This is a genomic window from Collinsella aerofaciens (assembly GCF_964283865.1).
Taxonomy (GTDB): Bacteria; Actinomycetota; Coriobacteriia; order Coriobacteriales; family Coriobacteriaceae; genus Collinsella.
In genome coordinates, this window is the sequence record NZ_CAXYLS010000002.1 from 249603 (window position 1) to 276164 (window position 26562).

The 26562-nt window shown below is 57.8% G+C and carries 20 protein-coding genes and 1 tRNA gene; 5 read left to right on the forward strand and 16 right to left on the reverse strand.

The features are described from left to right. Window positions 1-7: 7 nt before the first annotated feature. The 15 genes from ACRX4W_RS02600 to ACRX4W_RS02670 all read right to left on the reverse strand — a co-directional run bounded on the left by ACRX4W_RS02600 (window position 8) and on the right by ACRX4W_RS02670 (window position 15717). The gene (locus ACRX4W_RS02600; protein WP_432299039.1) at window positions 8-1513 is read right to left on the reverse strand and encodes a lipopolysaccharide biosynthesis protein; all 1506 of its coding nucleotides are present in this window, start codon (window positions 1511-1513) and stop codon (window positions 8-10) included. Continuing rightward, complete coding sequence (locus tag ACRX4W_RS02605) at window positions 1506-2579, reverse strand: polysaccharide pyruvyl transferase family protein (RefSeq protein WP_117774364.1); 1074 nt, start codon at window positions 2577-2579, stop codon at window positions 1506-1508. The genes ACRX4W_RS02600 and ACRX4W_RS02605 overlap by 8 nt, the downstream gene beginning before the upstream one ends. A 2-nt stretch (window positions 2580-2581) precedes the next feature. Next, a complete protein-coding gene (locus tag ACRX4W_RS02610; protein ID WP_117786263.1) occupies window positions 2582-3856 on the reverse strand; it encodes a hypothetical protein in 1275 nt (424 codons plus the stop codon). A 94-nt stretch (window positions 3857-3950) separates the two neighbouring features. Beyond that, the gene (locus ACRX4W_RS02615) at window positions 3951-5228 is read right to left on the reverse strand and encodes a glycosyltransferase family protein (RefSeq protein ID WP_055287332.1); all 1278 of its coding nucleotides are present in this window, start codon (window positions 5226-5228) and stop codon (window positions 3951-3953) included. Between the two features lies 1 nt (window position 5229). After that, window positions 5230-6168 (reverse strand): glycosyltransferase family 2 protein, encoded by a 939-nt coding sequence (locus ACRX4W_RS02620; RefSeq protein ID WP_432299040.1) that lies wholly within the window; start codon window positions 6166-6168, stop codon window positions 5230-5232. A 46-nt stretch (window positions 6169-6214) separates the two neighbouring features. Continuing rightward, the gene (locus ACRX4W_RS02625) at window positions 6215-7303 is read right to left on the reverse strand and encodes a Coenzyme F420 hydrogenase/dehydrogenase, beta subunit C-terminal domain (RefSeq protein WP_432299057.1); all 1089 of its coding nucleotides are present in this window, start codon (window positions 7301-7303) and stop codon (window positions 6215-6217) included. Window positions 7304-7346: 43 nt separating this feature from the next. Continuing rightward, window positions 7347-8450, reverse strand: a complete 1104-nt coding sequence (locus ACRX4W_RS02630; RefSeq protein ID WP_199575516.1) for a polysaccharide pyruvyl transferase family protein — start codon at window positions 8448-8450, stop codon at window positions 7347-7349. 72 nt (window positions 8451-8522) lie between these two features. Next, window positions 8523-9659, reverse strand: coding sequence for a radical SAM protein (locus ACRX4W_RS02635; protein ID WP_432299041.1), 1137 nt, complete (start codon window positions 9657-9659; stop codon window positions 8523-8525). A gap of 3 nt (window positions 9660-9662) precedes the next feature. Next, window positions 9663-10946 carry a glycosyltransferase family 4 protein gene (locus ACRX4W_RS02640; RefSeq protein ID WP_117786266.1) on the reverse strand — a complete coding sequence of 428 codons (1284 nt, stop codon included), beginning with the start codon at window positions 10944-10946 and terminating at the stop codon, window positions 9663-9665. After that, complete coding sequence (locus tag ACRX4W_RS02645) at window positions 10946-12049, reverse strand: glycosyltransferase family 4 protein (RefSeq protein ID WP_035138271.1); 1104 nt, start codon at window positions 12047-12049, stop codon at window positions 10946-10948. Before ACRX4W_RS02645 ends, ACRX4W_RS02640 begins: the two co-directional genes overlap by 1 nt. 1 nt (window position 12050) lies before the next feature. Further along, window positions 12051-12833: a sugar transferase gene (locus ACRX4W_RS02650; protein ID WP_432299042.1), complete on the reverse strand. Its 783-nt coding sequence runs from the start codon at window positions 12831-12833 to the stop codon at window positions 12051-12053. Between the two features lie 65 nt (window positions 12834-12898). Next, window positions 12899-13444 carry an antiterminator LoaP gene (gene loaP, locus ACRX4W_RS02655; RefSeq protein WP_432299043.1) on the reverse strand — a complete coding sequence of 182 codons (546 nt, stop codon included), beginning with the start codon at window positions 13442-13444 and terminating at the stop codon, window positions 12899-12901. 785 nt (window positions 13445-14229) lie between these two features. Beyond that, a tRNA-Ala gene (locus ACRX4W_RS02660) sits at window positions 14230-14305 on the reverse strand. A 71-nt stretch (window positions 14306-14376) separates the two neighbouring features. After that, window positions 14377-15018, reverse strand: coding sequence for a thiamine diphosphokinase (locus tag ACRX4W_RS02665; RefSeq protein WP_432299044.1), 642 nt, complete (start codon window positions 15016-15018; stop codon window positions 14377-14379). A gap of 9 nt (window positions 15019-15027) precedes the next feature. Continuing rightward, the gene (locus ACRX4W_RS02670) at window positions 15028-15717 is read right to left on the reverse strand and encodes an HAD family hydrolase (protein WP_432299045.1); all 690 of its coding nucleotides are present in this window, start codon (window positions 15715-15717) and stop codon (window positions 15028-15030) included. Window positions 15718-16048: 331 nt separating this feature from the next. Here ACRX4W_RS02670 and glgB point away from each other — a divergent pair, with 331 nt between their 5' ends. The 5 genes from glgB (at window position 16049) to glgA (ending at window position 25616) form a co-directional block, all read left to right on the forward strand. Then, entirely contained in the window at window positions 16049-18325 is a 2277-nt protein-coding gene (gene glgB, locus ACRX4W_RS02675) for a 1,4-alpha-glucan branching protein GlgB (RefSeq protein WP_432299058.1), read from the forward strand. 94 nt (window positions 18326-18419) lie between these two features. Continuing rightward, window positions 18420-20846, forward strand: a complete 2427-nt coding sequence (locus ACRX4W_RS02680; protein ID WP_432299046.1) for a glycogen/starch/alpha-glucan phosphorylase — start codon at window positions 18420-18422, stop codon at window positions 20844-20846. A gap of 104 nt (window positions 20847-20950) precedes the next feature. Then, a complete protein-coding gene (locus ACRX4W_RS02685) occupies window positions 20951-22099 on the forward strand; it encodes a glucose-1-phosphate adenylyltransferase (RefSeq protein WP_035138263.1) in 1149 nt (382 codons plus the stop codon). A 4-nt stretch (window positions 22100-22103) separates the two neighbouring features. Continuing rightward, a complete protein-coding gene (gene glgD / locus ACRX4W_RS02690) occupies window positions 22104-23231 on the forward strand; it encodes a glucose-1-phosphate adenylyltransferase subunit GlgD (RefSeq protein WP_432299047.1) in 1128 nt (375 codons plus the stop codon). Window positions 23232-23321: 90 nt separating this feature from the next. Beyond that, window positions 23322-25616 carry a glycogen synthase GlgA gene (gene glgA / locus ACRX4W_RS02695; protein ID WP_432299048.1) on the forward strand — a complete coding sequence of 765 codons (2295 nt, stop codon included), beginning with the start codon at window positions 23322-23324 and terminating at the stop codon, window positions 25614-25616. A 319-nt stretch (window positions 25617-25935) separates the two neighbouring features. Here glgA and ACRX4W_RS02700 read toward each other — a convergent pair whose 3' ends face one another. Then, window positions 25936-26484 carry a transposase gene (locus ACRX4W_RS02700; RefSeq protein ID WP_432299049.1) on the reverse strand — a complete coding sequence of 183 codons (549 nt, stop codon included), beginning with the start codon at window positions 26482-26484 and terminating at the stop codon, window positions 25936-25938. Window positions 26485-26562: the final 78 nt, after the last annotated feature.

A 26562-nucleotide genomic window follows, 5' to 3' on the forward strand; every position in this document is an offset into this window, starting at 1 on the left:
ATGGACCCTATCTAAGGAACGGGAGACGAGAGACGACCGCGATACGTTCGTCCTTCGTTAGGACGGCGAGCCAAAGGGCTATGGCGAAAAGCGCGCTGTAAACGGCGCCCCACTCGAGGAACGCGGGCCATCCGTTGACGGGCAGGACCGTCGTGCCAGCGAGGCAGGCGACGGTGACGGCAGCCCAGGCGAGCAGCACCGGCAGGTTCCGCTTCCAGAAAAAGAGCATGTCGAGACCGACCCGCTTCTGGTAGTACCAGTTCATCCACAGTCCGTTGCCGAGCACGATGCTGACGACATAGGCGATCGCGGGGGCCCACGGCCCCAGCGCCGGGGCGGCCGCGGCGGTGAAGGCAACGTTCCCGACCGCCATCGCAAGGTAGACGAGACTCCTGGCGTGGTGCATGTTCTTGGCCCTCTGGATCTCGATGCCGACGTTCTGACAGAGGGGCACCATGACGGGTAGCGTCATGGCGAGCACGAGCCAGTAGGCTTCGGCGAAGCCCGGGCCCGCCCACCTCGTCACGAAAAACTTCCCGAGAATAGCGAAACCTCCGTACACCCAGCAAAACAGTACCATCTGGTAGCGGCCCACGCGCGTCATAAGGCGAGTGAGCTCGGCGTTGTCGTCCGAGGTGGCGACGATGCGGTTGACCTTCGGAATGAAGACGTTCGACATCGTGGTGGAGAGCGAGTAGAAGACCTGGCGGATGTTCACGGCCACCGCGAACAGAGATACCGCAGTCGCGCCCGAGATGGCCCCCAGCATGATGTTGGGCACGCTCTGATTGACCATCTCGCAGACCTGGTTACCGAAGATCCAGGCACTGAAGGCGGCGATGCCGCGCATGACGCCCCAGTCGGCACCCCTGAGCTCGAAGCGCATGCCCAGCACGACGATGGCGTAGCGCGCGTTGAGGGCGAGCAGGACGAGGTTCACCGCGAGCTGTGCTAGGGCAACGCCCACGGGCCCCATACCGGCGGCCAGCAGGGCCCAGGCGCACAGCGGCGTCGCAAGCGTGGTGACGAGCTGCCTGGTCTGCTGGTAGACGAAGCGCTCGTGCGCCGTGATGTAGGAATTGAACACGACGGTGAACAACGTCGAGGCGACGTTGAGCGTCATGATGGCGAGCAGCTCCCGGGCGAGCGAGACCTGCGCCTCGGTGAACCCGGCCGAGAACACCGCGCCGGCGTTTGCGGAGAAGCCCATGCCGAGGGCGACCGCCGCGGCTGTGACGGCGACGTAAAGCGTGAGGTACATGCCGTTCAGGTGCCGGATGTCGCGCTCGCCGCCGTGCGCCACCGTCTGCGTGTAGAAGCGCACGTAGGCCTCGGAGAAGCCGAAGGACAGGAGCGTCAGCGAGAAGACAAAGGAGTTCGAGCTCTGGAAGACGCCGTAGTCCGCCTGCCCCACGTAGGACAGTAGCATCGGCGTGTAGACGAGGTTGACGAGGTTCTTTGCGAGGATGTTGGCGTAGCCGAGGAGGGCGCCCGCCTTACGCTGGCTAGCCACGGGCGGCCTCCGAGGGAATGCTCAATCCACATCTATCGAGGAATTCAACAACGATCTTCCTCTGAGCTGCCAACCTGTCATACGCCTTTGAATAGTCACTCTCGAGCAGTTCCGAATTACATACGGAAAGAATTGACCGCTCAACGAAAGAAACACCCAGCTCGCTGGCTAGCGTGTCGAATCGGCTGCTCATGTCTGGACCAGTGGACTCACGAGGGCAATAAATCAGCGGCTTCCCGAACAAGATCGAGAAAATTGATCCGTGATATGAATCTGTCGCTACAAGCTTTGCGTGACGGACGGCATAGAGGAACTCTGAAGGCCCGAGGGCGTAGTAGCGCGCATCCCCTAGTAAATCGACCCTCTTGCAGCTAAGTGAATCACAGATTTCGGCAACCCTCTCTTCGTAAGCTGCACTCCCGAGGAAGTACGTCAATACATAATCATTTGGAAGCCCGCAGTGCGGCTCTTTTTCATACCTTTCCCACCAGGAGCCGTCAAACATCAGTGTTGGGTCAATCAACACCTCGGCCTTTAAGCCGTACAGACTGTTTATAAGCTCGGCGCTCTTCTGCTCACGAACGGACAGCCTATCAAACCCGTCGAAATAGCCGTGGAACAGCTCACGCTTCTCCTCGGGAATCGTCGGAGCTGCCAAGCTTGGCGAAAAAGCAATGCGCTTTTCTCTTGGCGAAAACGTGAGAAACATAGTGGAGTTAGCGTCAGGGGAATACGGAGACCAAACTTGGTCGCTCCCAGCAACGAAAAAGTCATAGGATTTAATGTCACGTGGAGGGTTGGAATCAGATATAACCTCCCGGCTAAAGGAAATGTTACGGGAATTGAAATCCTCAAACGAACGATGCCTCTGGATGTGGGCAACGGCAAGCCCCTTTGGAATGAGCGAAGCCAAAGACTTGAGCTTGTATTTGGCAGATCTCGAGTCCTTCTGTCTGAACGTAAGGACATCTGCACCCGAGAGTTTGAGAGTTTCTTGGACAGCAAGGTTCTGGAGCCTCTGCCCATAGTTGTCCCCATGCGTAAATGTGGAAATGCCTATTTTCATGTTCAAACCTGTTCTTCGTCTCTATCAATAATCAAATAGTCTGCAGCCGAGGAATTCCACGACCAAGCCAGCGCTCCACAGAGCAGCAGTAGGCACAAGCAGCAGTTCACCCTTGTAAAGCACTGCGTATACAGAAAGGTAATAAGAATTGTTAGCAAAAGGAGCAAACGAACAATCCGGCCATTAGATCCTTTTTCCTGCTCCATAAACTCACTAACCACGGAGTGGAAAAACGCTACATACGCTGCCGTCTCCCAAACCCCCATGAGAATCAAGAAAGACCCCATATCCGCTTGACCAAAGTGGTTAAACGACATGAACCCGGACGCGTAGAAGCTTGAGGCTCCAAGACCCTCTCCGAGACTCCATGTAGCCGGTCTCAAGAGAGCGAAGCCGATGATAGCAATCCTCTCGTTACTGCCGTCGGCAGCAGTACCGACGGAAGCTGAACTGCCAACCATATCGAACAGACCAAACACTTGCGTATCCACGAGGATCTGGAACGCAGGCACCAAGGCGTATGCAATTGTCAGGATAAAATACAAGGCGACAAGCCAAAAGAAGGGACCCGAAACATCCGCTTCTCCTCTCATGACTGAAATAAGCCAGAACATCACTAAAACGAGAGGAAGGATTATGAAGAGCGCCTTATTATCGTTGAGTGTCGCAAGATAGAAGGACAGGACGATAAGGCAGACGTTGTAAGCGATGGCAAGGGATGGCCAGAGAGGACCCCGAAGCCTCCTAATCCAGACGAAGTTGTAGAGCACGACGAATGAAGTGTAAAGGGCCACCGCATGGACGGACGCATAAGAGAACAGGCCGGAGATATTGTCCTCGAAGTAACTGATGTCGTTCGTTGTCGCAGCGATCATCCCATGGGTAGAGTACTGGATAAACATGATCGCCATATTGAGAAGCAATATGGCGTTGAAGACCGGAAAACCTGCATCAAAGAGTCCAAGAAGAAAATCCCTCTTGTTAGTGACCAAAAGAAAGAAGTAAAGCGTATAGACAAACGGGTAGAGGAGCAGCAAAATATTCGCCCTAAACGTTTCCATATTGCCACCCAAGAGGGCACCAGACAGCCACCCTGCAACGGTAATCAGCCCAAGTAGTAGCGCTCTACCGCTATATTTCCATCCGGAGAAGAGCGCCCTCACGCAAATCATGCCGGTAATTACCCAGTTGAGGTATCGCCCCAGACCATAGTACTCAAGGAAGAAAACCTGCGCCAAGATACCTATAACGATCGTCGCATCCGCCAGGTCACCCATGCAAACGGTTAGAACGCCTTGCTTATTAGGGAGATACCAACGACCTCTTCGACCAGCCCGCTCCTCCGCTTTATTTATAACGAGCCTCGCATGCCTATGATCTTGCATTGAGTACCTCCAGCAGCACACGTTCAATCAGCCTCGTGTGCATGTGAACTCCCGTGTTGAGACCTACCGAGGAGCATGGAAGCAGGTCTACGATCTCATCTGAATCGACAAGATCGAGCGGACCAGGCTTTCCGCTCCTGAAACGATTGACCTCCCTGATAAGCCGGCTCTTATCCCTAAACAGCCCGATTAGCTCCTCCTCGTTATTCAGCACCAAACCGGACCCATGCTCAACGACAAAGTCGGCGACATTGCCTGCACATGCACTCGAAATCGTATAAGCGTTTGCGGAGTAAGATTCCATACAGGTGTAGCTATAGGTCTCTGGACAAGATGGCCACATGACAACGATGGCAATCTCGCACTCCCTGAGAGAGTCGGTCATGGCATTTGGGTGCTTCTCATCAAATTCGACAAACCGCTTGTTCATCCCTGGATACATATCGTTCGAGCTGTTGAAGACGAAGAACTCGTACTCTTGTTCATCGACCGCAGATACGAGGCGAAGCCAGGTCTCCCAGCCCTTTGTCTTCCTCGGCATCCCCAGAAAGGCAACCCTGATGCGCTCCCCTGCGTTCAGAGGACGTCTGTTGCCCAGATACTCTCCAAGCAGCTTTTGGTGCGGTATTACATCAACAAGGCCCTCGTATTGGGGCCTGAATGAGAGAAACCGATTCTTCGTATAGGTCGAAGGTGCAACAAAACGGAGATTTTTGATGGAGTCAAACAGCCCTTGGATCTTCGACTCCACACGAAGGCTGTTACTGAAGTGGGGGCATTTCTCGCAGGGAGCGTCGCCGAGCCTTGAGCTGTCACAAAAGCCGCTCCTATTTTGGAGGTTATAGCTTGTACAACACAGGTAATAGTCGTGGAGAAAGGCCCTGACCGGTGTTTTGCCTGTAACTTTTAGCAGTTCGGAGACTTTCTCAAGGCTCACGTACAGAAGGTGGTGGATATGAAGCTCAAGAAGGCTGAAGCCGCTTTTTTGCCAGCTGCAAAGGGCCTCGCACACCTGGGCAATACTGAAAACACCAGCCTCCACCCCGTCGACCGTAACCCCGAATTCGCAAAATAGCATCTGGTCGTCCCTGAACAGGGTCTTCTTAACCGAGTGGAGATAGACGTAACTTATGCCGTGCGACGCCATGGCCTGCTGACTCGCCATAATAGCCTTTGGGGTGCCGGTCTTGTCCTTGAGATAGTCGCAAAAGGCAAGCGCTAGGACGTACCCACTATTGTGCGGTTTGGGGATGCTTTTACTCATATCATCGCTTCCCAAACAAGAGGAGAGATCTATTGAAAAGGCCCTCTTGTAGACTGCCGAAATTCAGCCTCGAAGAGAAAGAAACCCTGCACCTAGCCATGAAAGAAGCGTCCATTTTCGATACCAACTCTCCAAGAGCACGCTCTGGAGGAAGAATGCAGTCGGAATAAGTTGAAAGAAGTCCAGTAACTTGCTTTGCAAGAGTAATCTCTCGCGGATGACAAAAACTATTGATTTTCTCAATCACTTTAGATGGTAAATCAGTACTCACACCGACCACATTACGACCATGCTGGCGATATCCCATATGAGGAGAAGCATCGAAAACAATCCGATAACCCAGCAGTACGCATAGATTAGCTATCAGCTTATCATGCATGATGACGGGATGGGGCAGCTCATGCAAGCAAACAACTTCCCAAATACGCCTATCAAATACTTGCGTACATCCCATAGGTGACCAAATGCAAAGCTGGTTGAGAGGGTCGTTATCTCGATAAGATATGCACCTTTGTTGCCCATAGGTTAACCGGCCCATCTCATTACCAGCTGAATCTACAAGTCTTGAATTGCAATGATAAAGAGCCAAATTCTCCTGCTTCTTAAGCTGTTTAATCGCAGTTATCAGTTTATCGCTATCCCAAATATCATCTTGGTCGGAAAACGCATAGTAATCAGCTTCGGGAGCATTCCGCAACAACGTCAAAAACCCTAAAGCAGGTCCTAGGTTTTCTCCTGTTAACAAAGTCAGACTGCCCTCATCTGCATAGCGCTGCAGAAGATCACGAGTACCATCAGATGACCCGTCATCACGGACAAAAAGACGTACGTCAACTTCAGCCTGCGAGAGAATGCTGTCAATTTGTTCTGAAATAAATGGGATGCCGTTGTATGACGCCATTAATACGACGCACTTTGGCACCTTGGAATTACTCAACATATGGATTACCTTATCATTAATGCCTAAAGCAAACGCTCTCGATGTGTTAACCCCTGAGCAAACCCAGTGCAAGCAGTATATCCTTGACCAAGTACTTGGCGCAGTCTTTTGGCCTCGCCCTGAGAACGAGTCGGTTAACCCGTACCCCGTTACGAAAGCCGTCCATAAAGGTATTTCTTTCTATAGGCTTCGTCGAAGGACGTTGAAGCTGTTCATTGTTGGCCACAGCTAGACCAGGATCAACCGGCAAAAGCTCAAGGTCCGTCATTTCTAACAGTTCTCGACCCTTGTCTGTCTGCACAAGTGCGAGGGATATCCCGTTCGCGACCTCATCAGAAAGCTCGCTACCCCATGAATCGCCAAGCGTAATATCGGAGACACGATCACCCTTGGCGTAGCGGCAGGAGTAGCAGCCTTCCGTATACGGTAAACCCGAGAGGAAAGCAATCGAGTAGCGATCGCGGACACCCGTCCTACCCACAGTTTCAGCTCCGCGATAGCGGAGCTGAAACTGGACTTTCTTTCGAAAGTCCAGTTTCAGCTCATTAGACAGGTTGTTACCTGTCTCTTCCAAGAATCGGCTCAGGACCTTGGGGGACGGTGAACCATGACAGATAAGGTCGATGGTGTAAAGGGAATCGGCTAAACGGCTTCCAACGAAGTTACGCATCGCAGCAACCTGACAAGGAAGACCGATAAAGAGAACCCTTTGACCACCTTGCAGGGCCTCCCTAACCTCGCGGTACGCACCAAGCGGATTGCTTTTGACGTATTTGGAGCCTTGGGCCCTCCTCAAGTAATCCGCATCAGAAGTGAGGTGGAACCGGAACTCACCGCCCTCCTGTGCACATGAACACACTAATCCATTTGACGCCACAAACGCCTCCGAGATGGCCGTAGCCAGACCCCCGGACGAAGATGACATTCTGAGCGATGTATCTTTCGCCCACCCCTGTAGCCACTCGAGAGGACGCAACGAAGATGGGGATACCATCTGGGGACACGTTTTCTCGCACAGTCCACATCCCACGCACCTTGTAGGATCAATACGGGCGTTATACGCCTCAATCGTATCCTCAATGGCAATCGCTCCATGTCGGCATGAATCGACGCAGGCCATACAGCCAGCGCACATATCCTTCTTGCATACCGTCCTAGTGCCAACGTTTGACAATGCCCTACTCCTCAATCATGCTCTTGAGCTGCGCTAGGGACTTCTCCCTCTCCGCACCCATCACATCGTTGACCCGACCAAAGTCAATCTGCTTGGATGCTAACTCGACATCATCTAGATTCTGAAGCACTCTGTCCGTGAGGTCCGTGAGTCGCAGAATACTCACGTTCCTGCTCGAGGTTCCGTTCTTGGGCAGCACTTCTACCAGCGGCGTATTGAGATTTATGGCAAAAGCCGTACCGTGGAACGAGTCCGTGACTAGGCATGCTGCGTTGTCGACATACGAGAGAAACTCAGCAAGCGTCGGCAGCCACTTGAACTTGCCCTCGCGTGAGGCCTGGTGCAGGCTTGCGGAGATCCGTATCAGGGGCAAGCCAAGCTTTTTGGCAACCTTCACGGCGTACTGCCCCACCGTCGGGTCGCTGTGAATCTGGTAGACGAGGATGTATTCGCCCTTCGGAGCAGGTGCCGCCATCCTTCTCCACGCCTCGCCATCAAGCAGCAGCGTGGGATCGACAACCTGTCCGGCCTCTATGCCCCACGAGGCAAGCTGCTCGCGCGCGGCATCCTCGCGTACGAACACGGCCTCATATGCTCGAAGGTCCTCGAGAAACCTGGGGCGCACGCTATCCGGGATATTCTTCTTACCAAAGCTTGCCGCATATGAGATGCGCCTTGAGCCCTCGGGAGCAAACTCAAGCGCGTATGACAGGTCGTATGCGCCCGAGCTGATGGGACCCCACACCTGATCGCTTCCAGTCATATAGACATCGGCCTTGGGCGGATTAGCCTTCAGCTCCTCCAGGGATGCATAGTGAGGGCTCATCTTAAGCAGCTGGGAACGCTCACGCGCAAACCGCTTGCCCGCCACCCTTGTCTCAGGCTCCATCAGAAGTCTGTAGACAGACTTCTTCAACGGGTTCCCGTTCCAGGACGGCTTTGTCGAAAGAAGCGTCCTCACCTGCTGGGATACGTCCTCACAAGCAGGTACATAGTCCATAATCTCGAACTCATGCCCCAAGCTCTCTACCGCTCGTTGTGTCGCATATGCCTGGAGCAGGGAGCCATAATTAGAGATTGCGTGCCTGGTTATGCAGGATACTTTCACGTGTTTCCTCCGATTGATATCGAGCAACCGCTATTTCTGAATTTTTGCATTCGATTTTTCCACCCGGCTGCACTACAGCGCCTCCTCAGTCTCGTACACGTGCGCGTCGGCTCGGCTTGCGTCGGAAAGGCCGTCGTTGATCGCGGCGTGCATGTCGCAGGTGGAAAGAGCGTCCAGCTCCTCCTTCGTCACCTTGCCCGACTCGTAGTCGCGCACGATGGGGAGCTCGTGCATGTCGAACTTCTTGCCGGGCTTGAGCTTGTGCGCCAGCACCCACGACGCGGGTTTCCAGATGTACTTGTGCATGGCAGGAGACACGGAGCCGATCATCCAGCAGTTGCGGTCGCAGTGGCGCACGCAGCCGCGCACTTTCTCGGCCTGGGCGCTCTCCCACAGCTCATCCCAAGACTCGTCGTTAAGGTTGCCCATAACGAGCTTCTCCTTGGTGCCGTTGCAGGGCATGACGTCGCCGTAGGGGTCGATGAAGAACGTGTCGAACGCCATATCGCACGGGAGCAGGCGCTTCTGCCCATAGATGTAGTTGATGAGGCCCATGTTGAAGTACGCGCGGAACCACTTCTTGGGCTCGTTGGACTTGAGGAGCTCGTTTACCAGGTTCTCGAAGTTCTGGGCCACCATGGGACGGTCCTTGATGATGTTCTTCGCCTCGACAAAGTAGAAGCTGTTGTGCAGGCTGGCGGTGGCGAACTCCATGCCGAGCTCGTCGGAAAGCTTGTACAGCGGCACCAAGTCCGCAGCGTTGCGATCCTGCACCGTCATGCCAAAGCCCACGTCCGGGTGCTTCATTTCCACGAGCTTCTTGAGCGTCTCGTAGCCGCGGTTGAAGCCGTTCTGGAGACCGCGGATCTCATCGTTGGTCTGCTGCAGACCCTCGATGGAGATGCGGATTCCCACCTGGGGGAATTCCTCGGCAAGGGCGATGATGCGGTCGGTGAAGAAGCCGTTGGTGGAGATGACGATGCGGTCGGACTTCTTGTACAGCTCGCGCACGATATCCGCAAGGTCGGTCCTGATGAAGGGCTCGCCACCGGTGATGTTGGTGAAGTACATGCGCGGGAGCTTCTTGATCACGTCGAGGGAGAGCTCCTCCTCCGGACGGCTGGGAGCCTTGTAGCGGTTGCACATGGTGCAGCGCGCGTTGCAGCGGTACGTTACGATTACGGTTCCGTTGAGTTTCTTCTCGGCCATGGGTTAGGCCACCACCTTCCGGTCAATTAGTTCTTGATACAGGGAGACGAGATTCCGGATGTATTTCTCTTGATTACAGTTCTCTGCCACGAATGAACGGCAATGCGCGCTCATCGCGGCGTAAGCCGCAGGTTCGGCGGCCACCGCCGCACCCCTACGGATTGCATCTGCGAGTCCTGCCTCATCGTGGGCTTCAGCCAGGAAGCCCGTTTCACCCTCACGTACCAGCTCGGGTATTCCGCCCATGTTCGTACCGATAACGGGCTTGCCCGCGGCGAGTGCCTCGAGAACCGCATATGGCGCGTTCTCGAGCCACTCTGACGGCGCAGCCGCCAGAGTGGCTCGATTCACAAGTCCGCGCAGGGCGTCACCGGTTTTATATCCAACCAGCTCAATCCTCGAGCTTATTTCGTTTGGCATTGCGGAAACTTTGACCTTCACAGCATCACATTCAGGGCCATCGCCTGCAATAACAAGACGCCAATCAGGGATCACCGGTGCCGCCTTCTCAAAAGCATGCACGAGCGTTAACACGCCTTTCTCGCGAGAAAGGCGTCCCAGATACAGCATGTAGGGATCTTCATTATTTTGGTTGGCAACTTCCCGTGACATCGAATCGGGATTCAGGAAATTCCGCATGAGGACAAGCTGACGCTCGGGAAGCCCCGCTTCAATAAACTTGTTCCGCATGAACTCACTCGGGCAGATGATGCGATCGAGACGTGAATAGGTTTTGTGCCGTTTAAGCCACTCCGCCTCAGCCACCGCTAACGCGCTTTTTGCGATCGAACCCTTTACGCACTTCTTCTTAAGGCAATTGCCAAAATGACCCCCGAGACACGAATCGCAAACGTTGCCCTCGGAATCAAGCATAAGATAGCTCGGGCAAGCAAGAATCAAGTCGTGCGAGGTATACACAACCGGCGTTGGATGCTGCTTTAGCCAGGGAGCGTCCAAGATGGAAAACGTAATCTGCCTATGAGTGAGATTGAGATGGATTACATCGGGCTGGAATTCACGGCACAGCGCATCGAACTTCTCGCGCGCCTCTTTGGAATACACAAGTGCCTGCGCGGCCTTCGCCTTATCGACAATAGAGCTCGGTCCGTTATAGTCGCGATTCGTTACAAAGTAACGCGACCACTCAGTCGGCTCATTACGCTCATCCTCCATGCTGAAGAAGGCAACTTCATGCCCAAGAGCGCGAAGACCATCGGCAAGAGCAAAGTAGTACGTCTCGCTTCCACCCTTGCGCCAATGAAACTTATTTACAAGAAGGATCTTCATTACGCAACACCCTCATACAAAGCAAGCGTCCTTTGGACGACGCTGTTCCAGTCATAGCCATTAATCGCGCGGTCACGTGCCATGGCGCCCAGCCTCTCCGCTTGGGCAGAATCCGCTATCAGGCCTTCAAGCACGTCGCGCAGCGCCCCCGCGTCTCCGTGTGGGAACGTGAGCCCGCAACCCTGCAGAACATCCGCGCACTCGGGAATATCCGAGGTAACGCATGCCGCACCGTGAGACATGGCCTCCAGCAAGCTCATGGGCAGGCCCTCAACGTCGGAGGGGAGCGCGTAGCAATACGCGTTGGAGTACAGCTCGGAGAGCAGGTTGCCCTCAACGTGGCCCGTAAAGAGCGCGCGGGGGTCGGACGCGGCAGCCTCTTTGAGCGCCACGGCGTAGTCGTCCGTATCGGAGGAGTCGCCCGCGATAACCAGGCGCTTATCCGTCTTTACCTGCTTGTACGCCTCCACCAACAGTTCCGGTCGCTTCTCGGGCACAATGCGACCGAGGTAGAGGACATAGGAGCCCTGGGTGAGCCCCAAGCGCTCGGAGATCTCCTTCGCGGGAAGATCCGCCTCGGGAGTGATGCCGTTGGGAATGAGCGTAGCCTCGCGGCCGTAAGCCTCCTTGAAGTACTCCTGATTGCCCCGGGAAAGCACGATGAGCGCATCCGCGCACTTGGCCGCCGTCGCCTCGCCGAACTTGATGTACTTGGAAGCCAAGCCGCCCCATTTTGCACGCTGCCAGTCCAGGCCGTGGATCGTTGCCACGGTCCTGATGTCCGCGGAACGCGCAAAACGAAGGGGGACACACGGCCCCTCTGCGTGATAGTGAATTACGTCTGCCCCGTCTTTGATGGCGGCCCTTGTTGCGGCAAAGCTGCTCGTGAGCGCAGAGAGCCCCTTGATGTCCAGAGCCTTTACGGGAACGATGCGGTAGCCATCCTTCTCGTAGGGCTCGGAAGGAGCTCCTTCGCCCATACGGTCGTAGCAGGTTACTTGGTGACCAAGGTCTGCCATACGGCGAGCAAGCTCGCCTACCACCACTTCTACGCCGCCCTCGCGCGAACCCGTTCTCTTTTGGCCTATCATGGCGATGCGCATGCTACACGGCACCTTCCCCAGAGAACATCGTCTTCAGCGTGCCGAATATCAACCGCAGGTCCTGGCGCAGGCTGCGATTCTCTATATAGCGAAGATCCAGCTCAACCATTTCTTTGAAGCCCAGGTAGCTGCGGCCCATTACCTGCCAAGGACCGCTGCAGCCGGGTTTTACCGCCAGGCGCTTCATGTCGTGCTCGCTGTACAGGGCAACCTCGCGCGGCAGGCCGGGGCGCGGGCCAATGAGGTTCATTTGGCCCAAGAACACGTTGATGAGCTGGGGCAGCTCGTCGATGCTGTGCTTGCGAATGAAGTTACCCACACCGGGAATAATGCGCGGGTCGTGCTTCATTTTAAACATGGGGCCAGTGGCCTCGTTTTGGGCCTGCAAGTCCTTGAGCATTTGGTCTGCGTTGGGAACCATGCTGCGGAACTTGTAGATCTTAAACAGGTAGAACGTGCCGTCTTTGCGCACGCGGCCCACGCGCCACTGTGAATATAGGGGGCTGGCGCCCGGGCTCTTTATGCAAATGACCACGCTCAGAATTACCCCGGGAATAAAGAGCAACACCAGGGCTCCGCCGGCGGCGACAATGTCCACCGTACGCTTAACAACGCGGTAGAGCCTGTGCCCAAGCTCGGGCTTCACGCCGGAGTTGGCACCGCGCAGCATCTTGTACGCTTCTTCGTTTGTAAGGTAATCCCCCGCAGCACCGGCTGCGGCAGTAACGGAATTCGCCGTGGCGGCCGTGCGCGTCTCCCGCGCGCCCTGTGCCATGGTCATCATCGTAGGCTCCAAGAGTCCCTCACCTGATACTTTTTGCCTTCGGTCGTCCGCTTGCGAGCTTGCAGCTAGGCGATCGCTCTTCTGTGATTGCGCATAACGCGCTGCTCTTTTGAAAGCACCGCAAGGCCAACGCGGGTGGTTACGCGTCGGCCGCACAAGTCGAGCTCCAAAAAGGCAGTGCTCTTGCGTCTGTTAATGGTTTTGATAAGGGCCTCGTGCCCCAGCAGCGGGCCTGCCGTTACTACGACCTGGTCTCCATCCTTTAGAGCCTCGCTCATGGGCACCACGCGGTCTCCCCTATGCGTAAATCCGCCAATAAGCTGAACCTCTTCTTTTGCCAGCGGCACAAACTGACCGTCCTGGGAAAGCACCCGGGCAAAGTCGTCCATACGTAGCAGATACTGTTGCACGGTGCGGGGATCTGCCGTATCGCAGATAAGATAACCGGGAAAGAGAGGCTTGGTCGTATTGACCCATTCGCCGTGAACCTTGATCTCGGTTTGATATTGGGGATAAAAGAGCTCCTGCATGGCGCCAGCCGGCACCATGCGCTCGATGCGCTCGCGCATTACGTCTTCGCGACCGTTAATGACCTGGATCACATACCACACGAGCACCACCCCCTTGCTGTCTTACGTGTGGCTCACGGGGTTTGGGTATGGCTTCGCCAGGGCGCGTGTGCGCGAAGGCGCTCCATATTCAAACCCTGAGCCCAGTCAGACAAGCACGTGGCTCTGCCCCACCGTGAACGGTATGCATAAAAGCAGCGCTGAAGCTTCAGGCACGTATCGCAAGATTGCCTAAAACCTCAGCTGGCTGCGTGCGAGCCAGTCAAGGGATTTCAAAACTGGACCGCACGCAAACAGCTGAAGAACCGCAGTGATTAGCCATAGTAAATTGTTGAACTGACTAAAACGAACTTATAAATATCCGCAAAAGCAAGTGCAAAATCGCGCATGGCAATCGATATTGGAGCTCGTGGTTTTTCTAGCACCGCCGTTACGGCCGGATGCTGATCGACCCTGCGCTTCGTGGCCTATTGGAGCCGTGAGCACAGTTGAACTCATGTAACGTTAGATATCCTAGCACAAGCTGTTAGTGAAACTGATTTGGGCTGCGTTTGACAACATATCGTTCATTTGACGTGCTAAAGGGGGTTGTTTTGGAAAGTTGTTCACGTTGGCGCAGGTTATTGGGGTGCTGGCAATAATTGGGAGCGTTCATGAAGCCCAACTAGAGCAGCGAGCTGCACTGGTAATTGCGTTTGGCTAACAAACTATGTACAGACATGGGAAATAAATTGTGCAACTTTTTGTTGGCGTAAGTGGGGTTTGTGGCGCGTGGTGTTTTGGCATGAAAAAAGCCTTCGGAATTCCGAAGGCCTTTGCATTCACGATGGTGGAGACGAGGGGGATCGAACCCCTGACCTCTTGACTGCCAGTCAAGCGCTCTCCCAGCTGAGCTACGCCCCCGTGACGAAGAAATACTATAGGGGAAGTTAGCGCGACGCGCAAGGACTTTTTTGGGGTCAGATTCTAAATGCCTATTGATATAGGTAAGCGATGGCGGTGCCGGTATGGACTTGGATCGTGGCTGTTGACCTGACGACGTTGCTAATGCCCGTATCGGCTAACAAGCCCAGCGAAGTGTGATCTAACTCCCACTCTAGACCGTGTTCGCTTACAACCGTCCTAGGGGCTATGGCGACGATGGAGAACGTCTTGCCTTCGGCGCCCTCAATGGTCCAGGATTCGCCTTCGTGCAGAATGCGGGCCGTGGTCTCGTCTTCGGCAATCCAGACTGGGGCGTCATCGTAGCCTGCGAGCAACCCCAGTACGGAAAGCGCCATATCCGGGCGGCCGCCGGTAGCGCAGGTTGCCACCACTTCGGCACCCGGCCAGCGGCGTCGGACGGAATCGAGGGCCAGTGCAAGATCGGTATAGTCCTTGTACGGGTCGTGGCGCTCAACTTCAAAGTCCTTAGCGGCATCGACCAACGCGCGACCCGCATCACTCACCGTGTCGGCATCTCCCACATATACATCGCAGCTCAGGCCGGCGCCCAGCAGCGCATCGAGTCCGCGGTCCACGGCGACGACGTGGTTGCACTCCCCTGCTAGCCTACGCAACAGATCCGCACTCGCCACCACCGGCGAGCCACAAACCACTAATACTTTGCAAGCCACGGTACTCGCCTAGCCCTCAAACGAAAGTACGCGGGCCAGGACCAGGTCCTCATAACTGTCGATAAAGATGTCGCAGTTGTCACGCACCTCATCGCGCTCCATACGGCCGTGCGGGTCATAGATGCCCACGCGCTTAAAGCCGGCGGTGCCAGAGCTCTTAAGGCCAAAGACGGCGTCCTCAAACACCCATGCGCGGTCAAACTTATGCCCATGGCGCTCCTCCAGGCGGCGCAGTGCCAGCTCATACACATCGGGGAACTGCTTGGAGCGTCCCGCCTCGCCGGTGGTGGTCACAAACTCCATGTAGGCATCGAGCCCGGCTCCCGCAAGCGCAGACTTAACCAGCTCGGCCGGCGTGGACGTAGCCACGCACATGGCAACGCCCGCCGTTTTCGCCTGCTCCAAAAATGCCAGGAGCCCCTCGCGCGGCGGCACCTTGGAGTAGCCATCGATCAGGATGTCGCCCAGCTCGCGATACAGCTCCTCACCATTCGCACCAATACCCCACGTATCGTGGTAGGCCTGGCACTCGTCCTCCAGCGAAAGATGCTCAAACTGGGCAAAATCATCGACCGTCACGTCAACTCCGTGGCGGTGCAATAACTCGGGCTGGGCATAAGCCCAAACGGGGGTGCTATTAACCAGTGTGCCGTCGCAATCGAAAATAAAAGCAACGTTGGAGGCGGCGGTCTGGGACATAAACGAACCTTTCAATGTCAAATGGTAAACATCCTGCTAAAAACGTTTTACCAAACGTCAGACTAACAATCTTGAAACCCTAATTGGTAAAACTGTCAAGAGTTTTACCACGGCAATTCTGCCAGTGGTCTAAACATGGCGCTTACCGATTAAACGCCGCCCTAAAACCACTTTCCTTCATAAAAGTAACGTACAGGTGTTATCGTAGTTTCTGCCGAAAGTTCCACCGAGCACGCGAGGTGGAACGAATCATAGAACTATCGCCGTCCCTTCGATTCGTGCAGCCTTGGACCTTTCGCATCTAGTCACCAAGGCAACACGCTGCCGCGTCATGATGGGATCAAACGTGAGCGATACAAAGCTAAAGCCAGCAACCAAAAAGCCCGCTACCCGTAAAGCCGCCCCGCACGCGCCGGAACTCTCTAAGGACGATGTCTATCTGTTTGGCATTGGCATGTGGGAGCGCAGCTGGGAAAAGATGGGCGCGCACCCCGACACGCAGAACCGTACGCGCGGCTGGCGCTTTTGCGTTTGGGCGCCCGACGTAAAGAGCGTCCATGTCATTGGCGAATTTAACGATTGGAATGAGGAAGCCAACCCGCTGGTGCCCGTGCATACGAGCGCTATTTGGGAAGGCTTTATTCCTGGCGCCGAGCAGGGCCAGCTCTATAAGTATCTCATCGAGACAAACGAGGGAGAAAAGCTCTATAAGGCCGATCCGTATGCCTTTAAGGCCGAGTGCCCTCCGGGTACCGCCAGCGTGCTGTGGACCCTCGACGGCTATAAGTGGAACGACGCCGCGTGGCTCAAGCGCCGCGCCGGTCACAACCACATGTCGCAGCCGCTCAACATCTACGAGGTGCATATTGGCTCGTGGAAGCGCCACGGCGACGCGCCGCAGGGCGAGCCGGACGAGTTCGGCAACTACCCCGGTCCCATGGACCCCTTCCCCGCGCAGCGCGGCGAGTTCTACACCTACGACGACCTGTCGGTGGAGCTCGTGGACTACGTGCGCGACATGGGTTACACGCATATCGAGGTCATGCCGCTCATGGAGCATCCCTTCGATGGCTCCTGGGGCTACCAGACGACCGGCTACTACGCCGCCACGTCGCGCTACGGCAACCCGCAGCAGCTCATGCACTTTATCGATGCGTGCCACGAGGCAGGCATCGGCGTGATCATGGACTGGGTGCCCGGCGGGTTTTGCGCCGACTCCCACGGCCTTGCCACTTTTAACGGCCACATGCTGTTTGAGCACGAGATTCACCCCAACTGGGGCACGCACAAGTTCGACTTCGCCCGTGGCGAGGTCCGTTCCTTCCTGGTCTCCAATGTGCTGTATTGGCTCGAGAACTTCCACGTTGACGGCATTCGCATGGACGGCGTGTCCAGCATGCTGTATCTCAACTTTGGCATTGACGATCCGGGGCAAAAGAAGTTCAACAAGTACGGAACTGAGGAGGACCTGGACGCCAGTGCGTTTATCCGTCAGGTCAACTGCGCCGTGGAGACCCACCACCCCGACGTGATGATGATGGCCGAGGAATCCACTGCGTGGCCGCTCGTGACCTATCCGCCGCAGGACGGCGGCCTGGGCTTCCACTACAAGTGGGACATGGGCTGGATGAACGACACCCTGCACTACATGCAGACCGATTTTCCGTGGCGCCCCGGCAACCACGGGCTGCTCACGTTCTCCATCATGTACGCCTTTACCGAGAACTTCATCTGCCCGCTGAGCCACGACGAGGTCGTACACGGTAAGTGCTCGCTGATCGGCCGCATGCCGGGCGACTGGTGGCGCCAGTTTGCCGGCCTGCGCACGCTGGCTTTCTACCAGATGACGCACCCCGGTGCCAAGCTCAACTTTATGGGCAACGAGATCGGCCAGTTTATTGAGTGGCGCTACTACGAGTCCATCCAGTGGTTCCTGACCGAGGAGTACGAGACCCACCGTCATCATCAGGCGTTTATCAAGGCGCTCAACCACCTGTACACCGCCGAGCCTGCCCTGTACGAGCGCGGCTACACCGACGACGGCTTTACCTGGATCGACGCGGACAACTCCAAGCAGTCCATCGTGAGCTTTGTGCGCCAGGGCGAGGACGTCGATGACGACCTGGTGATCCTGATCAACTTTGATCCGGCGAGCTACGAGAGCTTCCGCGTGGGCGTGCCGCGCGAGGGTGACTGGGAGGTCATCTTTGATTCTGACCGCCCCGAGTTCGGTGGCAGCGGATACGCCGGTGAGGAGCCCTACACCTGTTCGAGCGAGCCCTATCCCTGGAATGGACAGATGGACTCCATTGAGATTAAGGTGCCCGGTCTGGCAGGCGTGGTGCTTAAGCGTCGCGGTCCCAGCAGCTATAAGCCGCCCGTGGTCGAGGAGCCCAAGGCTGCGCCCAAAAAGCGTATGTCTTCGGTGAAGCCCAAGCCTGCGGCTGCTAAGAAGGCTCCGGCTAAGGCCAAGGCTACGACGACCAAGGCCAAGGCCAAGGCTGCCGCAAAGCCCGCTGCTAAGGCCGCAGCCAAGAAACCGGCTGCCAAAAAGGCCGCTACCAAGGCCAAGTCTGCTTCTGTTAAGCCGTCTGCCAAGGATGCGTAACAAAACCGTTACAGCTGTAATTACCCGCCCCGCGGGGGCGTAGGATGTAAGTCATAACCGTTCCGGGAGAAACATCCCCGGGGGAAAGGAACGTATGAATAAGATCTTCGACAACAAGCAGGAGTTTACCGAGCTCTATCGCGATGCCGTCATGAGCATCAGCGGCAAGAGCGTCGAGGCCGCCAGTGACCTCGACCGCTTTAACGCCCTGGCCAAGCTCGTGGCCGAGAAGGCGCGCACCGTTGCCACCAAGAGCGACGCCCGCGTCGCCGCCGAGGGCAAGAAGCGCGTGTACTACTTCTCGATCGAGTTTTTGATCGGCCGCCTGCTCGACAACTACCTGCTCAACTTTGGCGTGCGCGACATGGTCGCCGAGGCGCTCGAAGACATGGGCTTCGACCTGTCCGTCATCGAGAACCAGGAGCCCGATCCGGCTCTGGGCAACGGTGGCCTGGGCCGTCTGGCCGCATGCTTCCTGGATTCCATGGCAGCCGAGGGCATTGCCGGCTACGGCAACGGCATGCGCTACCGCTACGGCCTGTTTAAGCAGGAGATTGTCAACGGCAGCCAGGTCGAGGCCACCGACGAGTGGCTCACCCACGGCTATCCCTGGGAGGTCCGTCGTCAGGACAAGGCCGTGACCATCAAGTTCGGTGGCCGCGTCGAGGGCTTTGAGGAGAACGGCCGCACGTTCTACCGCACGGTGGACACGCAGGACATCCTGGCCGTCCCATATGACATCCCCGTTGTGGGCTATGCCGGCGAGACCGTCAACAAGCTGCGCGTCTGGGCCGCAGAGCCGGTCGAGGAGCACTTTGACCTGGAGGCCTTCAACCGCGGCGACTATGCCCTGGCCGATGCCGAGCGCGCCGAGGCCGAGGCCATCAGCGCCATCCTCTACCCCAACGACGCCGGCGAGCACGGTCGTCTGCTGCGCCTGAAGCAGGAGTACCTGTTTGTTTCGGCCGGCATCTACAGCCTGCTCGACACCTTTGAGAAGGAGCACGGCGCGAACTGGGAGCTGCTGCCGCAGTTTGTGGCCATCCACACCAACGATACTCACCCCGCCATGTGCGGCCCCGAGCTCATGCGCATCCTCATCGACGAGAAGAAGCTCGAGTGGGATGACGCCTGGAACATCGTGACGCAGGTCGTGAGCTACACCAACCACACCATCCTGCCCGAGGCCCTGGAGAAGTGGCCCATCGGCACGTTCTCCAAGCTCCTCCCCCGCGTGTACCAGATCATCGACGAGATCGGTCGTCGTTGGCACGAGTCTTTCGACACCACGCAGGAGGGCTGGCAGGAGCGTCTGCGCCAGACCGCCATCCTGTGGGACGGCGAGATTCGCATGGCCAACCTGTCTGTGATCTGCAGCCACAGCGTCAACGGCGTGGCCAAGATCCACTCCGACATCATCAAGAACATCGTGCTCAAGGACTTCTATGCCCTGACGCCCGAGAAGTTCAACAACAAGACCAACGGCATCTCGCACCGTCGCTTCTTTGCCGAGGCCAACCCCACCTACGCCAGGCTCGTGACCGAGGCCATTGGCGATGGCTGGCTCAAAGACGCCTTTGAGCTTGAGAAACTCAAGGAGTTTAAGGACGACACCGAGTTCCTGAAGGCCGTGGGTGCCTCCAAGCGCGCCAACAAGGAGCGTCTGGCCGCCTACGTCAAGGCCGAGACCGGTCTGGTTATCGACCCCAACACCGTCTTCGATGTCCAGGTAAAGCGCTTCCACGCCTATAAGCGCCAGCTCATGAACATCATGAAGGTGATGGACATCTACAACCGTCGCATCGCCGATCCTAACTTCCACGTGACGCCGACGACCTTCATCTTTAGCGGCAAGGCCGCCTCGAGCTACACCTTTGCCAAGGAGACCATCCGCCTCATTAACTCCGTGGCCGACGTCATCAACAACGATGCCCGCGTCAATGAGGTCATGAAGGTCTGCTTTATCCCCAACTTCCGCGTGAGCAACGCCCAGCTCATCTACCCCGCCGCCGAGATCTCGGAGCAGATCTCCACGGCCGGCAAGGAGGCCTCGGGCACGTCCAACATGAAGCTCATGATGAACGGCGCCATTACGCTGGGCACCCTCGACGGCGCCAACATCGAGATCGCCGACCTGGCCGGCCGCGAGAACGAGGCCATCTTTGGCCTGACCGCTCCCGAGGTCGAGCAGCTCTGGGCATCCAACAGCTACTTTGCGTGGGATACCCTCAACGGCGACCGCGAGCGTCTGGGCCGCGTTATGGACGAGCTCAAGGACAACACCTTTGCGGGTCTTTCGGGCAACTTCGAGAGCATCTACAACGAGCTCATGAACAACAACGACCCCGATCTGGTCATGGCAGACTTCCGCAGCTACGTCGACGCCTGGGAGAAGCTCACGAACAGCTACGGCGACCAGGAGACCTGGAACCGCAAGGCCCTGCTCAACACCGCCTCGAGTGGCTGGTTCTCGTCCGACCGCACCATTCGCGAGTACCGCGACGAGATCTGGCACGCATAAAGCGCGCAAGCTCCCTTTGCCGCACGGCATTATTCGACGGGCGCGACCGAGCGCCGCGCCCGTCGCTAATGGGTTAGGAACATCGATGACAGAAGGAGAAATCGATGAGTAAGAAAGAATGCATCGCGATGCTCCTCGCAGGAGGACAGGGCAGCCGATTGGGGGCACTCACCCAAAAGATCGCTAAGCCGGCGGTTAGCTTTGGTGGTAAGTTCCGCATTATCGACTTTTCGCTGTCCAACTGCTCCAACTCGGGCATCGACACGGTGGGCGTTCTGACGCAGTACCGTCCCTACCTGCTGCATGCCTATGTGGGCTCCGGCGAGGCGTGGGATCTGGACAGCCGCGACGGTGGCGTGTCGATCCTGCCGCCGTACGAGACGCAGACCGGTGGCGCCTGGTATGCGGGCACGGCCGACGCCATTACGCAGAACCTCGACTACATCAAGGCCAACGACCCCAAGTACGTCCTGATTCTTTCGGGCGATCACCTGTATCGCATGGACTACCGCAAGATGCTCAAGACGCATATTGAGAACAACGCCGACCTCACGGTGAGCGTTATGCCCGTGCCGTGGGAGGAGGCCAGCCGCTTTGGTATCCTGACCACCGATCCCGAGGACGGCCGCATCACCAAGTTCACCGAGAAGCCCGAGAAGCCCGATTCGAACCTCGCTTCCATGGGCATCTACATCTTCTCGGCCGACGTGCTGATCGAGGCACTCGAGGAGGATGCTCTGGACCAGCGCTCGAGCCACGACTTTGGCAAGGACATCATCCCCAAGCTGCTCGGCGAGAACAAGCGCCTGTACAGCTACGAGTTCCACGGCTTTTGGAAGGACGTTGGCACCATCGCCAGCTTCCACGAGACCTCGATGGACCTGCTGGGCAACAACCCCGAGTTCGATCTGTTTGACAAGAACTTCCCCATCATGTCCAACATCACCACGCGTCCGCCGCACTACATTGGCCCGGACGGCCGCCTGGACGACTGCCTGGTCTCCAACGGTTGCAAGATCTACGGCACCGCTCGCCACTCGATCCTTTCGACCGATGTCATCATCGAGGAGCGCGCCGTGGTCGAGGACTCCGTGCTGCTGCCGGGTGCGCACGTTAAGAGCGGCGCACACATCTGCCGCGCTATTTTGGGCGAGAACTCCACGGTCGAAGAGGGCGTGAAGCTCGGCTCTGTCGATACCACCAAGGATACGGCCGTCGTTGGAAATGACGTCGTTATCGGGAAGGGGGAATGATCCGATGATCAATCGCAAGGCCATCGGTTACATCACCGCTAACTACTCTTCGACCTACGGCAGCGTGCTGCTCAAGGATCGCCCCATCGCGTCCGTTCCGTTTTTGGGCCGCTACCGCCTGATCGACTTCCCGCTGTCCAACATGATGAATGCTGGCATCAAGACCGTCGGCGTCGTCATGCCGGGTAACTACCGCTCGCTGATCGACCACGTGGGCTCGGGCAAGGACTGGGGCCTGGACCGCAAGAAGGGCGGCCTGTTCATGGTGCCCGGCAACGCGTATGGCACCACCAAGGGCGGCATGCGCTTCCTGCTGCGCGACATCATCTCCAACAAGACGCTGTTCCAGCGCTCGGAGAAGCCCTATGTTGTGATGATGGGCACCAACATCATCTTTAACATGGACCTCAACACCATCATCGAGGCGCACGAGAACTCCGGTGCCCAGATGACCGTGGTGTACTGCAAGGCCACGCGCAACGTCGAAGACGAGACCAAGCTCGAGATTAACGAGAACGGCCGCCTGACGGGCGTGAGCGCCGGCGTCGTGTACGGCGACAACGCCTCCATGGACTGCTGCATCGTCAACCGCGAGACGCTGCTCGAGATCATCGACCACTACCAGGCCGCCGACTATCTGGACCTGCTCGAGGCACTCCAGGGCGACTTTGGCAACATCGACGTGTGCAGCTACGAGTACAAGGGCGAGGTCGTGGGCGTGTTTAGCGAGAAGTCGCTGTATCGCCGCAGCATGGACCTGCTCGACCAGACCATCGCCGACCAGCTCTTCGATCCCGAGCGCCCGATCCTGACCAAGGCTCACGACGTGCCTCCTTCGCGCTATGCGACCGGCAGCCACGCCTGCAACTCGATCATCTCGGCCGGCTGCATCATCAAGGGCACCGTGCGCAACTCGATCCTGTCGCGCGGCGTCGTGGTCGAGGAAGGCGCTTCGGTGACCAACTCGATCATCAACCAGAGCTGCATCATCAAGAGCGGCGCCCGCGTTGAGAACGCCATTCTGGACAAAAACAACGTGGTTCCCACCAACACCGAGCTTCGCGGCACGCCCGAGAACATCCTGGTGCTGGGCAAGGCTCCGTTAACTTCCGACACCACCATCGTACGTTAACGTTGGCACCGCAACATCGCTCGTAACAAGTAGAATAGCCGCCCGGTTAGCGCCAGGCGGCTATTCTCGAATTGCAACATGGGAGACAATATGGCAGATTCCAGCAAAAAGATGCAGATCGTGTTTGCCTCGGCCGAGTGCGCACCGTTTGTAAAGACCGGTGGCCTGGGCGACGTGGCAGGCTCGCTGCCTGCGGCGCTTGTGCGCGCCGGCGCCGAAGTTATCGTGATGGTGCCCAAGTACGCCACCATAAAGGACGAGTACAAGGCGCAGATGGAGCACTTCTCCGACTTTTACGTGAGTCTGGGCTGGCGCAACGAGTACTGCGGACTCGAGAAGCTCGAGCACGACGGCGTCACCTATATGTTCATCGACAACGAGCGCTACTTTGCGCGCGACTATCCGTACGGCTTCTTTGACGACGGCGAGCGCTTTGCGTTCTTCTCCAAGGCCATCACCGAGAGCCTGCAGCACCTGCCAGCCGGCTTTGAGTGCGACATCCTGCACTGCAACGACTGGCAGACGGCACTTGCGCCCGTGTTTTTGCGCGAGTTTTACCAGGGCCTGCCGCTGTATGACCGCGTCAAGACCGTGTTCTCGATCCACAACGTGGCGTTCCAGGGCCAGTTTAGCGACACCGTGATGGAGGACATCCTGGGTGTGGCACACATTCCGGCGGCCGCCTCGCAGCTGCGTTGCGACGCCTGCAGCATCAACTACATGCTGGGCGCCCTGCGCTATGCCGACGCCATAACCACGGTGAGCCCAACCTATGCCAGCGAGATCCAGACGCCCGAGTTTGGCGAGGGCCTGGACGGCGTGCTGCGCGAGCGCTCCTATGCGCTGCAGGGCATTTTGAATGGCATTGACGTGGCGGGCTTTGACCCGGCGACCGACAAGCGCATTGCCGCCAACTACACCGTGGAGGACCGTTCCGGCAAGGCCGTATGCAAGGCCAAGCTGCAGGAAGAGCTGGGGCTCGAGGTTCGCGACGACCGTCCGCTTATGGTCATGGTCACGCGCCTGACGCGCCAGAAGGGCATGGACCTGGTCATGTACGCGCTCGACCGCATTCTGGCCGGCGGCGTGCAGGTGGCGGTGCTGGGCACCGGCGACCGCGACTACGAGGACGGTCTGCGCTACTTCCAGGACAAGTACCCCGGTACCATGGCCGCACGCATCGAGTTCGATCCTGCGCTGTCGCAGCGCATGTATGCCGCCGCCGACATGTTCCTAATGCCTTCGAAGTTTGAGCCCTGCGGCCTGTCGCAGATCATCGCCATGCGCTACGGCACCCTGCCGATTGTTCGCGAGACTGGCGGTCTGAAGGACACGGTGATTCCGTATAACGAGTTTACCGGCGAAGGCACGGGCTTCTCGTTTACCAACTTTAACGGCGACGAGATGGGCGACGCCGTGTTCCGCGCGGCGCGTCTGTTCTGGGATAACCGCGACGCCTGGAACCAGCTGGTAACGCAGGCCATGAGCCAGGACTTTAGCTGGACGCGCTCGGCCGATAAGTATCTGGACCTGTACTTCTTTATGCACCCGGAGATCGAGCGCCCGGTGGCTGTTGTCGACGAGCCTGAGGCTGTTGCTGAGCCGGTGGCCGCTGAGGAGCCCAAGGCCGAAGAGAAGCCGGTTGAAGCTGAGCCCGTTACGGCCGAGTCTGAGGTGAAGGCTGAGGCTGCTCCTGAGGCAGAGTCCGAGGTGAAGCCCGCTGCGAAGCCTGCGGCCAAGAAGACCACGACTCGTAAGGCGACGGCAACCAAGACCACCGCTGTCAAGAAAACGACCTCGCGCAAGCGCACCACCGCAGCTGCCAAGAAGGCCGCCGAAGCCGAGGCTGCTCCCGAGGTAAAGGCCGACGCCGTCGAGGCTAAGGCTGCAGCAAAGGCACCGGCCAAGGCCGCTACCAAGAAGACGACCGCGACCGCCAAGAAGGCAACAGCTGCCAAGAAGACCATAACAACGAAATCGACGACCACGAAGGCCGCCACAACCAAGGTAGCCACAAAGCCGGCCGCCAAAGTCGAGGAGACGCCCGCCGAATCCAAGGCCAAGGTAACCGTCGAGGCCAAGCCGGCCGCCAAGACCACCACGCGCAAGCGCGCAACGACGACGGCCAAGAAGTCCACGACCAAGGCTGCTGCTCCCAAAGCGGAGGCTAAGGTCGAGGACAAGACCGCACTAAAGGCCAAGCCTGAGCCGAAGGCAGCCGAGGTCAAGTCCGCTGCCGCTAAAGAGGAGCCCAAGGCCGAGGTAAAGGCCAAGCCCGAGCCCGCCAAGAAGGCCCCGGTCTCCCCCGTCGCCGCGACCGAGGAAAAGGCTCCGACCAAGAAGACCTCCGTCCGCAAGGCAACGGCCACCCGCAAGCGCCGCTAGTACGCAGACGATTCAAAACCTCATCAAACCCTAAGCAAGGGGCGCTCCAACTGGGTGCCCCTTCTCTGTAGGTAGTCGTAAAACGATTTTCTAGGGTTGATTTTCAATCTCAACGCAACAGCCTGAACGGGACCCGCGTTTCCGCAGCTAGCGCAACGCGGAAATAGCTCCCGGCACCTGGCCGTCGCCTCGTTTCCGCAGGTGGAGAGGCTATGGAGGCCGGTGCCCCCATGCCGCCGCCGCATGCTCCGCCAGCCCGCCGCGCAGCCGTTCCGGACTCAGCGCAACGGGCCATCCGGCCCATGTCCCGGCCCGCCGCCTATCCCGCCAGCGGCCCCTCGCCCCTCGCGGCCCTGGCCCTGTCGATGCAGCCGGGCGTGAGGTCGAGCTCGCCGGGCGCAAGCTCCTCTATCCCGAACGCGTCCATGAGGGCGGAGGCGTCCTCCCCGAGGGCCATCCGCAGCACGCGCGCCGGCGTCAGGAACCCGAGCGCGCCCCTCGGCTCGGAGTTCACCTGCGACATGAGCAGCGCGCAGTCCGCCGCCGTCAGCCGGTCGAACCTGGCCCCGGCGCCCTTGGGCAGCAGCTTCCTGATCTCCACGTGGTTCTTCTCGCACGCGCCCTTCTGCTGGCTCTGCCGGGGGTCGCAGTAGAAGAGCCTGGTCTCGCCGTCCCGCTCGCCGAGCAGCGCCGCGATGGCGCCCTCGTCGGCGAACTCGCTGCCGTTGTCGGTGAGCACGGCGCCGAAGGCGCGCCTCGCGCCGTCCTCGCCGAGGACCCCGCGCAGGGAGGAGAGCGCCGCCAGGACCGAGGCGCACGTGCCGTCCGGCAGCGGCAGGGCCAGCTGGAAGCGGCTCGGGCGGTGCAAGTGTTAGCGCTACTGTAAAAACAACCATTTTGACCAACGCTCAACAACCAATCATGCCAACGCAATCCCGCCATTTGC